Here is a 13,769-nt window from a genome sequence, read left to right as displayed (position 1 = left end):
AATACAATAAAAGAGAAGCGCCTCTTCTTTACATATAATTAATTGCTGTAAATTAAAATGTACATTATAATTTTTAAAAAAGGAGGCTTGTTTTGTGACTACAATCGATGTGAAATTCAAAAAATTGGTTGATTGGGCTAAAATACCGGAATATGAAACCAGAGGAGCCGCTGGTTGTGATTTGGCCGTTGCCATACAAGAAGAAATCATACTATATCCTAGCGAAGTAAGGAGCCTACCAACCGGTTTGGCCATGATGATTCCCCCAGGCTATGAAGCCCAGATAAGGAGTCGAGCGGGTATGGCCGGGAAGGGAATCGTAGTAGCCAATGCGCCAGGTACGATTGATAGTGACCATAATGGCGAAGTTAAGATACTGCTGCTAAATGTGACTGACAAACCGATTCGGGTATTGCCAGGTCAAAAAGTAGCCCAGATAGTTTTTGCACCGGTCGTTCAAGCAAGTTTTTCCAGTGATATCTAGCCTGCCAAAATGATTATTAGAGCCAAAACAATAGCAAGCTTGATTCTAGCAGACTAGCAACATTTCCATTTTAAAGGATTTCAAGGATAGATGGAATCAAAGCTTTCGATAATGTATCCTCATTCCTTGGGTTTCTTATGGGGGATTCTATCAATTAATTCCGGTACCATTTCCACGATTTTGTCAACATATCCCCGGTTGGAAAGGGGTAAAACGCTGACTTCCTCATTCCTTACTACTATTACTGCGGTTGGAGTTATTTTGCCGCCGGCTCCTCCTCCCCCGCCGCTGCCATCAGAACCTTTGGCATCCTTCCCGTTACCTGCTCCGGTACCGGCGCCAAAACTGATACTAATGACCGGGATAAGGGAAACATTGCCAACCTGCATGGCTTCCCCGAAGACGGTTTCAGTTTTGAAGAATCTGTCCAGTTGTTCAAAAAGGGTAGCGATGTTTTGATTGACATCCATTAATATGCCTCCTGTCTATATTTTTATTTATCTTATTGCAATCAACCCGCAGGTGTTGCCTATGGGAAGCGCCCTGTCGGGCACAACTGATGTTCCCTACGGTCGCACTTTATCTTTTGATTTTTGCGAACCTGGGACAATTCCATAAAAAACTTCCAGAATGGAGGACTGAACAGAAATACAAGCAAATGCCAGAATACTACTGCCAGGGTAATAGAGCCGTTAAGAAAGGCTTCCATATCAAATTTTTCCTCATCCCAGACTGGGTCCAGTTCTATTTGGTAATGGGGCGAGTCTGAAGACAATAATAAAAGCAGTATATTGGCCCAGGAGGTATTATGCGGTTCGTTAAACCCGTATTGCCCTTTAATTTGCAAGCGTTGGGGTTTGCCATGATGCCATAGCTTACGGATAAGCTTTAATAATGGCTGGTAGGTTTTATTATGTAGTAAATTACCCAGCAGGGTTAGGGGTGAAGAAGAACCAGGTCTGTATTCTTTGCTTTTGTTATCCTCACTATTCCGGGAATCCCGGGGTAATGAACAGGGAATATTTAAGACACGCAACTTATAATCGAATCTACCGGCTGTTTTTTCCAGGGTAAGAAGAAAGAAAAATCCCTGCCCTATGGTGGCATACAAATTAAAGTTGCTATGATTGGCAAAACCCAGTTCGTATCGTATGGGTGTAAACATGAGGAGTATAAAAGAGAAAGATAATACGAGCAAAAGCAACAGCCATAAGTTCATCCGCTATTACCTCCCTCCTCTTGAATAGCAGTTCGAATTATTCCTCCTCCCCAGGGCTTTCTGCCCCGGAAGTACTGTTGTTTAAGGAATCCGTTTACAATACCATAACATACCTGAATACCAGCCAGAAATGGGATAAGCTGCCGCCCATAACGAATAGGTGAAAAATTTCATGAAAACCAAAAATACGTGAACTTATACGGGGCCATTTGGTGGCATAGATAATAGCTCCCAGCGTATACAGAACCCCTCCTATAACCAACCAGCTGATACCGATAGCCGGAATAACCCGGGCAAGAGGGAAGATGGCAATAATGACCAGCCAGCCCATGAGAAGATAAAAAAGGGTTGACAGCCAGCGGGGGGCGTTAAACCACAGTAGCTTGAGCAGGATGCCAATAAAGGCCAGAATCCATATCGCAATCAGCAAACCGGTTCCCCATTTGCCCTGCAGAGCAATCAAACATATAGGGGTATAGGTTCCGGCAATAAGAACATAGATCATCATATGGTCAATTCGCCGGAGTATCATAGTAGTTTTCTCCGGGGCCAGCACCAGGTGATATATGGCACTGGCACTGTAGAGGAGAATCAGGCTGGCTCCAAAAATAGCCGCTGCCAGCAGGTAACGGGCTCCGCCATAATTAGCTGCATGGCGAATCAGTACTACCAGTCCCCAGATAGATAATAGGGCTCCCAGCAAATGGGTAAAGCCACTAACCGGGTCTTTAAAGGGAAGGGATATTCTACTTTTGGATTCTGGCATCTGCTCGGATTTATGAGAACAAGCCAAGCGTATAAACCTCCTTTTGCTATGTAAAACATTGACTCTACTGCAATGACCTTTCTATTGCATAGGGTTGCATAAATATATAAACATAATAAATTTATTATGTTTGCATAATATCCATAGAGTTTATGGGATAAAAAACTTACAAAAAGTTTGTCAGGCTATGCTTGAACGATGAAAGAGCATCTGATTTTTTTTAACCCTTCACATCCCTCAGCTCTTTTTTATTTCAATTATACTACCAATAACTGCAAAAAACCAATTGGCAGACTAGATGTTATACTCCTCTATTACTCAAGCGTTCTTCTTCAATTCCGGGGATAAACAATGATGCCACCATATTGAGCAAGGCGATTACAGCTGCGGCTATGAAAACCCAGTGAAAGCCAAAAAGGGCCCAGATTATTCCCCCGGCAAAAGGAATCGTCATGGAAACACCATGATCCAGGGTAGTTCCCATGGATAGGGTGGGAGCTACATCATCCCGGGAATCGGCAATCCGGTTTAAATAAGTAGTACGGGCCATAGTCACGGCAAAAAGAAGCTGGTCGATAATATAACATATCATTATAATTACCAGAGCTATCTGCGCGGAGAACCAATAGAGGGAAAAACCATATAGAATACATATCACTACCAAGATGGTGGATTCAAGGAAAATAACCATGCGCTCGCCCCAGGTGTCTATGGCCTTCCCCAGGAGGGGGCGGAAACCCAGGCTGACAACGGTTCCTATCAGTCCCAACAAAGCAAAGGTCTGCACCTGGGTATTAAAAACCTTTATCAATACCCAGGGGGCAAAAGTAAGGAAGACCTGCTTACGGGCACCAAAAAGTATGCTCAGCAGATAATACAAGCAATATTTCTTTTTAAAAAGCAGGTAATGGGGAGGTCTCTTTATGGGTTTGGGGTCAAGCAAGTAGAGACAAAGAGCGGCTAAGAGGGCAAAGGTACCGGCAACTCCAAAGATAACCCCGAAGGAAAAATGAAAGTGGGAGACGCCCAAGTAAACTGCCAGCATGCCACATAATGCCCCCGCTGCTTCCAGGGCCCCCAGGCGTCCCAGCAGGCGACCTTCTTGTCCCTGCACAGTCAGGCGTAGGGAGATGGAGGATTTCAAAACCATGAAAAGGTGGGCGCCAGTACTCCAGAGCAGCATCCATAATACTACCATTCTCATGTTCGGAGCCAAGAAACCCTGTCCCCATAGCGATATTCCAACAATCAAGGCGGCCAGCATGGCTATCCTGCTATCAGCAAAAAAGGCTAGAGCAGTAAATACGAATACCACCAGGAAACCTGGTAGTTCCCGGGGAAACTCCAAGCCTCCCCGGGCTACTTCCCCCAGCTGGTGAACCTGGGACAGGTAGTTGTTAAACGAAGGGTCATAAAGGCCACTGTAAAGACCCATCATAAAGATCGATGCGGCAAAAAGAAGGAGTTGATTGGCAAAGGCTTTTTTTGCTTGTGACATATAAATCAGCTTTCTAAAAAAATAACTAAGTGACAAGGGGACGGAAGTAAGTGACAAGGGGACGGGGGTGTTGACATACTCGAACCCTTTGGTTGGTATTAAAGTTACTGTGGTCGGCACTCAGCCAGTAATCCGCCAAGTTTATTCAAATTATCGCTTCTGAATGCCGGGTCTGCGTCCTAAGCGCCCCCTGTCATGAAGGCAGAAGTGCACAGGGTCAAAATTGATTCAGGGCAACCAGCACCGGATCCCAGACTGGGCTGAAAGGTGGAGAGTAAGCCAGATCCATATCTATGAGGGATTCGACCGTGGCCCGCATGGTAATGGCTGTGGCCAGCATATCAATACGTTTGGCGGCTCCGGCAAAGCCCACGATTTGAGCTCCGAGTATGTGACCGCTTGGTTTTTCTGCTAGTATTTTTACATGTATCTCTCCGGATACAGGGCAATAATGAGCAGCGGTTCGGGATTTGACACGCCGGCTTATAAAGTCAATACCCAGTTGCCGGCACTCGTTCTCACATAATCCGGTTCTGGATAATTCCATTTCCATAGCTCGAGCGATTCCTGTCCCCAATACTCCGGCGAAGCGAGCACTACCTCCGGCGGCGTTTTCCCCGGCCACCTTGCCCTGCTTGTTAGCGGTAGTCCCCATGGGAATGTAGACTTCCTGGCCTGAAACCAGGTGTTTGGTGGTAGCGCAGTCACCTGCGGCATAGATTCCGGGCAAGTTGCTTTCCATTTTGTCGTTCACCCGGATAGCATTTCTTATTCCCAGTTCTACACCAGCCGCTGCTGCCAACTCAGAATTAGGAACAACCCCCATGGAAAGAAGGACAAAATCTACCGGCAGGCTGCCTTTGTCAGTAAAGGCTTCCCGTACTCTGGAGTCACCGGCAAAACCAGTCAAATTCTCGGAGGTTCTAACCTCAACCCCGCGGGATTGTAGATAGGAAGTTAAAATAAGAGCCATATCTTCGTCCATATTTGGCAACAGGTGAGAGGAACGCTCCAGTAAAATTACTTCACAACCATATTCTAATAGGTTTTCCACCATCTCCAAACCGATATAACCTCCGCCTACTATCAGGGCTCTTTTTGGTATATGTTGATGCATGTAAGCTTTGATAGCCAGGCTGTCGTGAATAGTACGGAGCACGAAAATGCCTTCCAAATTAATAGCTTCCAGGCTGGGAATATAGGGGCGAGCCCCGGTACAGACCAGCAAGCGATCATAACTTTCTTCAGATAATTGGCCAGTTTCCAGATTTTCAGTTACTACACATTTTTGTTCCGGGCGAATTAATCGAGCTCTGACCCGAGTTTTTACGCTAATATTTTGTTGGGCAAAATCTTCTGGCCGGCGAGCAATCAATTGTGCTTGCTCCGGGATTTTTCCCCCGATAAAATAAGGCAATCCACAACCGGCGTAAGAAACATATTGATCATCCGTTATAGCCGTAATCTCGAGCTCTGAATCTATCCGGCGAGCTTTGGAAGCAGCACTCATACCAGCGGCGACTCCTCCTATTATGAGAAGCTTATTATTCAATCAAATCACCCCTTACTTAAAATCTTGATCATGCTGTGTGTTTCCTATTGTACTCTAAGCCGGAAAGTGTGAACAGCCCTGAACTATCTTCCCCCAAGGCGAAATTCCTTATTTATTCCCGTATCCTGGCAGCTTTTGGAGTTTGCTTATGGCTTGATGGGAAGGATAAAAAACGGCAAAATCTACTACTAGAAGCAAGTTGATAGCTGGTTATTTCAAGCTCATTATATTTGATGTCACTGCAAAAAGTTATAAATATGCATTAGCGTTCATAAAAAGGGGTTTTTGCAGTGGAACCATATTTAGCTTTATGCAGCTCTTTGCTGTTATGTCCTCATCTATGAGGGGTTAGTATATTCTGGGGAGGGGGAGGTTTGATGCCAGGAATTCGAATTTATGCTGACAACGCCTGTGACCTGGATAAGGAGTATCTGGAGGAATTAGGGGTTAAGCTTTTTTATATGCCAGTAACCATAAAGGACCAGACATACCGGGACAGGTTGACCATAAGCCCGCCTGATTTCTATAAATTAATTTCCGAGCCGGGAGTCATGCCCACTACCGCTCAAATTACTCCGCGAGAGTTTAAGGAAGAATTTGAGAAAGCATTGCAAGAGAGCAATGATCAAATCATTTATATTGCTTTTTCTTCCGGATTAAGCGGTACCTATCAGTCGGCTTGCGTGGCCAGAGATATGCTGGATTCCCCGCGCATTATGGTATTTGATTCCAAGAGTGCATCGGTAGGTTACGCTCTTACAGTTATACGGGCCGCCCGGGCAGTGGCAGCAGGAGAAAACCTGGAACAGGTAGTGGCAGCCATTGAAGATAATATCCGCCGCATTGAACATATATTTATTGTAGGTAATTTTGATATGTTAAAAAGAGGAGGAAGAATTAGCAGCACTTCGGCAACTTTAGGAAATCTCCTTAATATAAAGTTAATCGCCCATTTTATGGATGGAAGTATATTCCCCCTGGAAAAAGTTCATGGCTTGAAAAAAGCTAAAAAAAGAATGTTGGAAATAATGGCAGAACGAGGGGTCAATCTTAAGGAGCAGCTTATTGGAATAAGCCACTCCAACGACTATGAGGGTGCTTTGGAGTTAAAGGAACTTATTGAAAAGAGATTTGGATGTCGTGAATTTGTGATATCCGAGATCGGAGCAGCCATAGGTGCGCATGTGGGAGCAGGAACTTACACGATTTTCTTCTTGCGATAGTAAAATATATCATATCACTTTTCAGCGGTGGTTGTGTCCTCTGGCCATAGGGGGTTAATAAGCTATTTACATCTACCTGATAGGGAGGGAGTTCGAACCGGGAGCTTTCCTCCTTTAATGATTTCTTGATAAAGAGATAGATAATCGCTAACCATTCTCTCCTGGCTAAAGTTTTCTTCCACCCAGTAACGACAGTTGGCTCGTTTTATTTTATTAATGCTGCCCAGTTTTTCGCAGGCCATTTCAACATTATCCACCAAAAAACCAGTCTCCCCGTCTTTTATTACTTCCGGCATGGAGCCTTTATTAAAGGCAATTACGGGAGTACCACAAGCCATGGCTTCAATTACGCTCAAACCAAAGGGTTCGTTAAAATGAATAGGATGTAACAAGGCCAGGGCATTCCCTAATAGCTCATCACGCTTGGCTGGACCTACTGATCCCAAATATATAACTTTTTTATTGTCTATTCGAGGATATATTTGTTGGTTAAAATACTGTTTGTCCTGAATAATCCCGGCTATGAGCAACTGCATATCGGATTTTCTGGCAATTTCAATAGCCTGAGCGGTACCCTTATCAGGATGAATGCGTCCAAAATATAAAAGGTATGAACCAGCGTTAAGCTTCAAAGTAAGCTCATTTAAATCAATCCCATGGTAAACAGTAGCATAATAATCCAAATCAGGACTTCGGTCAGCGTTGCTTATTGATACATAATAATTATTACGATTATATTCCCGGTAGATGGGCAGTATTTTGGGGGAGGAAAAACCGTGGATGGTGGTTATCATAGGTGTATCTACCTGACGGCTGTATGACAGGGGCAGAAAATCATAGTTATTATGAATGATATCGAACTTGTGAGCTTGTTCGAACAGATGGGCTATGTGCATGGCTTCCCACACCTTGGCATCCATATTGGGGTTTTCTTCGTAGGGAATAGGACAAATATATTCCAGCCGGCCGGCGGTTTTGGAGTCTCCGGTGGCAAAAAGAGTAACATCGACCCCTTTTTTAACCAGGCCTTCAGCTATTAAAGATACCACTCGTTCCCAGGGTCCATAATGGCGGGGCGGAGTTCTCCAGGCAATAGGTGAGAGTAATGCTACTTTCATTTCACTATGTCTCCTTATGTTTTATATTTTGGCCACAACCACTGATTAAAAGTGGGGAAAAAACAAGTGACCGACGGCTTTTCTAAAGCAGGTTCTCCTGTCTAAACTGCCTATACATCTTTATTAGATTACCCTGAGGGTCTTCATAATAAAGCTCACGCTTCCAATCCTCCAGAAAAGAGCTGGATAATTGCTTGTATTCACTCGCCTGATCCCCACAACTTTTATAAGTATGAAGCACAGTAGCGGCCATCTTGGCGGAGCCATCATGGCGAAAAAGGCCAAAATGTCTTTCGTGGGGATTTTGCAACAAGGGGGCCTTATCCCATAAGTAAGGAGCGTAATCCCCATAGCACCAGGCCATAGCTCCGAGCATATCGCTTTCTTGCAATAGTGACAGAGCTTGCTTATAAAACGAGGCTCCCTGGGACTCAGTGAATAGGGGAACCCTGCTCTTATGGGGCGAAGCGTAAAAAGGGCTGATGGTTGGTTGGCTAGGAATGCCAAACTCGCTCATAAGTACCGGCTTTTCACCCAACCAAGCGGTGAGCATACCCAGGAAAGGCAATACTAATACATCCAGAGGCTCCTCCACCCAGGATAGGTAAAAAGGATAGGCATGCATAGTAAGAAAATCACAAAATGGCCCTGCGTCCTGGGGCCGGAGCAGGCGATCTTCTTCCAGATCCTCAGCATGCAAGCCTAGGGTAACAAGGGAATTGGGATCGCAGGATTTGATGGCCGAGCTCATTATACGCAACCACTCCCGTGCTTCTTCATGGCATTTTGGCATTACACAATTTGATGCTTCGTTACCCAGATCATAGGCCCAAATGGCTGGGTGCTTTTTCAGGGTTAAACAGACTTCTCTGATTTGCAGAATTTGCGCTTCACGGGCCAAGGGGTCATGATAAAAATTTCGTATCTTTGCTTCTTGTACGCTGCCCAGGGAGAATAGCGGAAAACGGCTGGGAGCCTTAGTTTCTTCCAACATCCAGTATGGCATCCAGTTGACGCCACTCATATGTCCACAAAAAAAAGTGACTATGATTTTAAGGTCATATTCAGCAGCCAGATCGGCAGTAGTTCTTAAATGGTTCAAAGCTGTAGGAGAAATAAGGTTTGGATAGCGCTGAAAATCCTCCCATAAAAGAAAGATCCGCACCAGCTTCATGCCGTAATTTGCTATCTGGCTGAAATCGCTTCTTAGCTCCTGGTAGGAAAAATTACGCCACCAGTACATAGCTTTATCAATAGGCCAATAATTTATGCCTGTGCTGAAATCTTTTGTTTTCACAATTGCCCTCCTGAAGTGTAAATATTTTTATGGGTGATTATATTTATACAAGCATACAAGCAAAATAATATTTGTTATTTTTTATAGTGATTATTAATATTAGTATGGGTGGCAAGATGCCGGTATATTCTCGCCGGTAATATAGTTTCCTGGAACTTACAGTGAAAATGTGTTATATTTTAAGCATCGGAAGAAACTGCAGAGCAGTTTCAACACACCGCTGTAACGAGGCGGGGGATTAGAACCCGTCTCCTGTTTTGTTAATTGGAACCCGACCGTTTAAAGAAGCGGGGGACATATTTCGCCTCGTTATACGAACCTGCTTGGAATTAAGGAGGAAGATTATTGAGTTTTGAAAACTTCTACAGCATGGGGCTGAAAACGGATCTTTTGCAGATGATTGATGAAAAAGGCTTTGAAAAACCAACCCCCATTCAGGTTAAAAGCATTCCGATTGCTATGGCGGGATTGGATCTTATGGGACAAGCACAAACAGGAACTGGTAAGACCGCTTCATTCGGTATTCCGATATTGAACCGGGTTATCAAAGGAGAGGGGCTGCAGGCTCTGGTACTTTGCCCCACCCGGGAATTGGCGGTGCAAGTAACTGAGGAGATATCTTCATTGAGCCGCCGTATGCGCATCCAGGTACTGGCAATTTACGGGGGGCAATCTATTGAGCTGCAATTGCGCTCCTTGCGTAGAAATCCGGAAATCATTGTAGGTACTCCAGGACGTTTGATGGATCATATGAATCGGGGAACGATTTCTTTGTCTCCGTTGAAATATGTGGTTTTGGATGAAGCTGATGAAATGTTGGATATGGGTTTTTTACCTGATATTCAGAAAATTCTTAGCCAATGCCCCCGGGAACGGCAGACTTTTTTGTTTTCTGCTACCCTGCCGGATGAAGTGCGGGAATTGGGAACGAAGTTCATGAAACAGCCGGAGATTATTCTTATTGAATCTCCTGAACGCACGGTTCCGGAAATTGAGCAATATTATTACCAGGTGAATTCCCGGCGCAAGATAGAAACCTTGTGTCGCATTATTGATGCTCAGCAACCACCTATAAGCTTGATATTCTGCCGCACCAAAAGAAATGCTGATGAATTGGCCAGGGTTCTTACTTCCCGGGGTTATAATGCCGATGCTTTGCATGGGGATATGTCACAAAGAGAAAGAGATCATGTTATGCATGGTTTTCGCCAGGGTAATACAAAAATTCTGGTTGCCACTGACCTGGCGGCTCGGGGACTGGATATAGAATTAGTAACCCATGTTTTTAACTTTGATATACCTGAAGACCTGGATTCTTATATTCACCGGGTGGGCCGCACGGGACGGGCAGGGCGCAGTGGTATTGCCATAACCCTGGTAGAGCCTACGCAGATAAGATTGTTGCGTATGATTGAAAGACATACTGGCAAAAGAATTGAACGTGCTCTTCTGCCCACCCTGGCAGAGGCGGTGGAAAAAAGGCAGGATTTATTATTAGAGCGGGTTAGGCAAGCGAGTGCGGAACCGGGAGATGTTTGCTTGAGTCTGGCCGAGAAATTAATGCAACAGGGAGATCCTGAGAAGATGCTGGCTGCAGCCCTAAAACTCCTGATAGATGAAGAACCGGATTTTGAGATGGCTGAGCTACCGGAAAGCGATGATAGTATGGCCCATTTGGAATTACCAGCAGGACGTTTGCAGGGAATACATCCCCGCCAGTTGCTGGAATTTATTGCGACTCATACTTCTTTAAGTCCCCAGCGGGTAGGGGATATTGAGATTAATCGCAATTCTACTTTTGTGGAGGTTCCCATGGACTATATTCATGAAGTATATGAAGCCTTTGAAAAGTACCGGAGGACGCAAAAAAATAAAACTCGTCCTGCTCGATTCCCCAAAGAGAATCGGAAAATTATGGTGAATCATGGGGGAAGGTAAACCGGCTATTCTATAATAAGAATAAAAATATTTTGAAAAATATAATCATAAAAGGAGCCAAAAGGCTCCTTTTATGATTACAGCTATGGATTAAGGTCTGAGCTGAGATTTGACTTGCTGAATATCCTGGGTATCCACTTGGGCAGCGGGAGCATAAAAGCCTTTCTGTTCTGCCATCTGATAGAGTTGATACTGGAACTGTTCATCAGAATTTCTGATTTGCTGCAGGGTCTGTCGCAGTTGCTGGTTAGCGGTTTCAGAGATACAATGGGCATAGGTAGCCAAACCGCTTTTGGTCATGGAAAGGACATCATTTACCATTTCTTTGTCGCGCATATGCTTATTCATTATTTCACTCCTTATCCTAAGAATGACATCAGTTTTTGAATAGTCTGCGAGGCTGATTTGGATGATTGGGAAAACATTTGTTTACACTGGGGGTCCTGGCATTCATCAGCATAGAAGTTTAACTTTCTTTCCGTCACCTGGTGAGAGCCGATTAAATGACGAAGGTTTTGCAGTTCTTGGTGATTAAGGTTCATTTCTTAAGACTCCTTTCTTGTTTTATGGTTTAGCCATAATAAGTTTGCGTAGTTTTCTTTCTAATATGCACTTTAGAAAAATTAAATAGAAGCCAAAAAGATGATTCGCCCTAAGAATGACAGGAGTAGTTATTTTAACAAACATATTTAAAAAGTTAGGAATTTGATTTTATGGTAAACTAATTTTAATAGCACTTGCATCCTTTTCCTTAAGGCATGAAGTTTTTGGTCATTGTTTGCTGGTTGATTACTATCAACTCAGCTTTATGCAAAGGAGGGATAATATGTTTGTCAGGGTTGATATTTCCAGTTTACCTTTGGGTAAAAGAATGGCGCAAGACATATACGATTTTGACGGGCATCTCCTGATTTCCAAAGGAATAGTAGTGCAGGAATCACATTTGCAGCAACTGAGGCAAAGAGGCTATGAATATGTTTATATTCAAGAAGAAGACGAGGTTAACGAGAATTCTCTAAATCAAGGTATTGCTTATCTTACAGATAAGCAGTTGCCTAAAGCTTTCTCAGCATCAGTCGAGGGTATGCGGCAGATGATGGACAAGGTTTCATCAAGGCACATGATTAAGCTTGGTGAGGTAGAGGAGTGTATTGATTTAGTATATGACCATGTTTTGCAGACTTACAATGTACTGAAACACTTACAGGATTTGAGAAATAAAGATGAATATACCTTGCAACATTCGGTTTCAGTAGGGATTTTGTCCATAAAGATTGGGCAATCCCTCGGATTGGATGCTGATAAGCTTAAAAATTTGGGGATAGCAGGATTGCTGCATGATATCGGGAAAAGCATGATATCGCTGGATATTATAAATAAACCTGGTCCGCTGGATGATAAGGAGTTTAAAGAGATTAAAAAGCATCCGGTCTATGGTTACCAGATAGTAAACGAAATAAAGCTGGAGGATCAGGATATTCCCCAGGCCGTGTTGCAACATCATGAACATCAGGATGGAAACGGCTATCCTTTGGGAATACGGGGAGACAGGATTAATTCTTTCGCCCGTATTATTGCAGTGGCGGATGTTTTTGATGCTTTAACTTCCGACCGGGCTTATCGTCCTCGTATGTCCTTGTTACAGGCGGTCGACATAATAATCAAGAGTAGTTGCGGGCAGCTGGATCCTCTGGCTTCCCGGCGGTTGCTTTCCTATGTCTTGGATATCACCACCGGGGAAAAGGTTATACTCAGTACCGGTGAAGAAGCGACCGTTATACTTAAAAACGAGGTTGACCCTGCCCGTCCCCTGGTTAGAATAGGGGATAATTTTTTGGACCTTAAGACCAATCGTGATGTTTTCATTAAGGACTTCGCCAGGTAGCATAGACCACTCTAAAATCAATATTCTGCCTGCTTAAGTGCTGATTATTAATATTTTGTGCCGACATAAGCTAATTGGGCTTAAACAGCCTGTCTTTCAAGAGCAGACCGGCCAGGAAGAGCAAGAGAGCGGCTATGGAGAAAAGCAAGGCCTCTTTGTAGGCTTGCTGCTCGACACTGGCACCGAGGTAGGCTGATCCCAGAATACCCGGGAATCTTGCTATGATTGCGATTAATAAAAACCGGAATGGGTTTAATGGAGTAAGACCCCCGACATAGGTTATAACATCCTTGGGCAAGCCCGGGATTAAAAATAAAATAAATATGGAAATCTCAGATTTTTGCTGCCTTAATAAGCGGGAAAAACGCTTAAGCTTTTGGGGTGCAACCATATAACATACGAGAGGATAGCCTAGTAAGCGGGATATATAGAAAGCTACAATACTTCCCAGAAGGATACCGGCCAGCGAATAGATAGATCCCCACCAGGTTCCATAAACAAAACCCCCGGCAATTTGCAGCAACTCTCCGGGAATGGCAGCGATTATTACCTGAACAACCTGGAACAGGATAAACACCAAAACATTTTGTGAACCAAATCCCAGTATATAGTCGCGAAATTGCTCGGGATTACTGATAATCCTGCTAATACCCGGGGCATATACCACAGTGCAGTAGAAGAACAGAAGCAAGAATACCAGCAACAGAGCAAGATGAAGCAGGTTTTGCTTTCCGGGAAGCCGCATACTACCCTCCTTACCGGCGTTCACAGGGGAATAATACCAGCAAA

Annotated in this window: 14 protein-coding genes; 4 read left to right on the top strand and 10 right to left on the bottom strand. The window is 44.1% G+C overall.

Annotated features, from left to right (window positions below; all coding sequences use genetic code 11):
- The first annotated feature begins 94 nt into the window (after nucleotides 1-94).
- Nucleotides 95-484 carry a dUTP diphosphatase gene (dut, locus tag SWOL_RS09850; protein WP_011641298.1) on the top strand — a complete coding sequence of 130 codons (390 nt, stop codon included), beginning with the start codon at nucleotides 95-97 and terminating at the stop codon, nucleotides 482-484.
- 119 nt (nucleotides 485-603) lie between these two features.
- On the opposite strand, the gene SWOL_RS09845 is transcribed toward dut, so the two are convergent.
- The 5 genes from SWOL_RS09845 to SWOL_RS09825 form a co-directional block, all read right to left on the bottom strand.
- Entirely contained in the window at nucleotides 604-954 is a 351-nt protein-coding gene (locus SWOL_RS09845) for a GerW family sporulation protein (protein ID WP_011641297.1), read from the bottom strand.
- 59 nt (nucleotides 955-1,013) lie between these two features.
- Complete coding sequence (locus tag SWOL_RS09840) at nucleotides 1,014-1,703, bottom strand: DUF2953 domain-containing protein (RefSeq protein ID WP_011641296.1); 690 nt, start codon at nucleotides 1,701-1,703, stop codon at nucleotides 1,014-1,016.
- Between the two features lie 94 nt (nucleotides 1,704-1,797).
- A complete protein-coding gene (gene trhA, locus SWOL_RS09835; protein ID WP_041427997.1) occupies nucleotides 1,798-2,469 on the bottom strand; it encodes a PAQR family membrane homeostasis protein TrhA in 672 nt (223 codons plus the stop codon).
- Between the two features lie 301 nt (nucleotides 2,470-2,770).
- On the bottom strand, nucleotides 2,771-3,967 hold the full coding sequence (locus SWOL_RS09830; RefSeq protein WP_011641294.1) for an MFS transporter: 1,197 nt from the start codon (nucleotides 3,965-3,967) through the stop codon (nucleotides 2,771-2,773).
- Between the two features lie 217 nt (nucleotides 3,968-4,184).
- Nucleotides 4,185-5,519 (bottom strand): FAD-dependent oxidoreductase, encoded by a 1,335-nt coding sequence (locus SWOL_RS09825; RefSeq protein WP_011641293.1) that lies wholly within the window; start codon nucleotides 5,517-5,519, stop codon nucleotides 4,185-4,187.
- A gap of 377 nt (nucleotides 5,520-5,896) precedes the next feature.
- Between SWOL_RS09825 and SWOL_RS09820 the strand changes: the two genes are divergently transcribed.
- On the top strand, nucleotides 5,897-6,742 hold the full coding sequence (locus SWOL_RS09820; protein ID WP_011641292.1) for a DegV family protein: 846 nt from the start codon (nucleotides 5,897-5,899) through the stop codon (nucleotides 6,740-6,742).
- Between the two features lie 62 nt (nucleotides 6,743-6,804).
- On the opposite strand, the gene SWOL_RS09815 is transcribed toward SWOL_RS09820, so the two are convergent.
- Together SWOL_RS09815 and SWOL_RS09810 are read right to left on the bottom strand one after the other, a co-directional pair.
- Nucleotides 6,805-7,860: a glycosyltransferase family 4 protein gene (locus SWOL_RS09815; protein WP_011641291.1), complete on the bottom strand. Its 1,056-nt coding sequence runs from the start codon at nucleotides 7,858-7,860 to the stop codon at nucleotides 6,805-6,807.
- 82 nt (nucleotides 7,861-7,942) lie between these two features.
- A complete protein-coding gene (locus SWOL_RS09810) occupies nucleotides 7,943-9,157 on the bottom strand; it encodes a glycoside hydrolase 5 family protein (RefSeq protein ID WP_011641290.1) in 1,215 nt (404 codons plus the stop codon).
- 345 nt (nucleotides 9,158-9,502) lie between these two features.
- Here SWOL_RS09810 and SWOL_RS09805 point away from each other — a divergent pair, with 345 nt between their 5' ends.
- The gene (locus tag SWOL_RS09805) at nucleotides 9,503-11,095 is read left to right on the top strand and encodes a DEAD/DEAH box helicase (RefSeq protein ID WP_011641289.1); all 1,593 of its coding nucleotides are present in this window, start codon (nucleotides 9,503-9,505) and stop codon (nucleotides 11,093-11,095) included.
- 90 nt (nucleotides 11,096-11,185) lie between these two features.
- On the opposite strand, the gene SWOL_RS09800 is transcribed toward SWOL_RS09805, so the two are convergent.
- Both SWOL_RS09800 and SWOL_RS09795 read right to left on the bottom strand, forming a co-directional pair.
- Nucleotides 11,186-11,431 (bottom strand): spore coat protein, encoded by a 246-nt coding sequence (locus tag SWOL_RS09800; RefSeq protein WP_041427994.1) that lies wholly within the window; start codon nucleotides 11,429-11,431, stop codon nucleotides 11,186-11,188.
- A gap of 23 nt (nucleotides 11,432-11,454) precedes the next feature.
- On the bottom strand, nucleotides 11,455-11,637 hold the full coding sequence (locus SWOL_RS09795) for a hypothetical protein (protein ID WP_011641287.1): 183 nt from the start codon (nucleotides 11,635-11,637) through the stop codon (nucleotides 11,455-11,457).
- Between the two features lie 284 nt (nucleotides 11,638-11,921).
- Between SWOL_RS09795 and SWOL_RS09790 the strand changes: the two genes are divergently transcribed.
- Complete coding sequence (locus SWOL_RS09790; protein ID WP_011641286.1) at nucleotides 11,922-12,980, top strand: HD-GYP domain-containing protein; 1,059 nt, start codon at nucleotides 11,922-11,924, stop codon at nucleotides 12,978-12,980.
- A 70-nt stretch (nucleotides 12,981-13,050) separates the two neighbouring features.
- Here SWOL_RS09790 and SWOL_RS09785 read toward each other — a convergent pair whose 3' ends face one another.
- Nucleotides 13,051-13,725 carry a TVP38/TMEM64 family protein gene (locus SWOL_RS09785; protein WP_011641285.1) on the bottom strand — a complete coding sequence of 225 codons (675 nt, stop codon included), beginning with the start codon at nucleotides 13,723-13,725 and terminating at the stop codon, nucleotides 13,051-13,053.
- Nucleotides 13,726-13,769 lie beyond the last annotated feature (44 nt).

The sequence above is a fragment of the Syntrophomonas wolfei subsp. wolfei str. Goettingen G311 genome (genome assembly GCF_000014725.1).
GTDB classification, from domain to species: Bacteria; Bacillota; Syntrophomonadia; order Syntrophomonadales; family Syntrophomonadaceae; genus Syntrophomonas; species Syntrophomonas wolfei.
This window is presented reverse-complemented; position numbering and strand designations above follow the sequence as displayed.

What these genes read in the sequence shown, in the direction of transcription:
- SWOL_RS09795 (WP_011641287.1), bottom strand. Translation starts at nt 11,637, where the DNA reads ATGAACCTTAATCACCAAGAACTGCAAAACCTTCGTCATTTAATCGGC.
- SWOL_RS09845 (WP_011641297.1), bottom strand. Translation starts at nt 954, where the DNA reads ATGGATGTCAATCAAAACATCGCTACCCTTTTTGAACAACTGGACAGA.
- SWOL_RS09815 (WP_011641291.1), bottom strand. Translation starts at nt 7,860, where the DNA reads ATGAAAGTAGCATTACTCTCACCTATTGCCTGGAGAACTCCGCCCCGC.
- SWOL_RS09790 (WP_011641286.1), top strand. Translation starts at nt 11,922, where the DNA reads ATGTTTGTCAGGGTTGATATTTCCAGTTTACCTTTGGGTAAAAGAATG.
- SWOL_RS09820 (WP_011641292.1), top strand. Translation starts at nt 5,897, where the DNA reads ATGCCAGGAATTCGAATTTATGCTGACAACGCCTGTGACCTGGATAAG.
- SWOL_RS09830 (WP_011641294.1), bottom strand. Translation starts at nt 3,967, where the DNA reads ATGTCACAAGCAAAAAAAGCCTTTGCCAATCAACTCCTTCTTTTTGCC.
- SWOL_RS09840 (WP_011641296.1), bottom strand. Translation starts at nt 1,703, where the DNA reads ATGAACTTATGGCTGTTGCTTTTGCTCGTATTATCTTTCTCTTTTATA.
- trhA (WP_041427997.1), bottom strand. Translation starts at nt 2,469, where the DNA reads ATGCCAGAATCCAAAAGTAGAATATCCCTTCCCTTTAAAGACCCGGTT.
- SWOL_RS09785 (WP_011641285.1), bottom strand. Translation starts at nt 13,725, where the DNA reads ATGCGGCTTCCCGGAAAGCAAAACCTGCTTCATCTTGCTCTGTTGCTG.
- SWOL_RS09800 (WP_041427994.1), bottom strand. Translation starts at nt 11,431, where the DNA reads ATGCGCGACAAAGAAATGGTAAATGATGTCCTTTCCATGACCAAAAGC.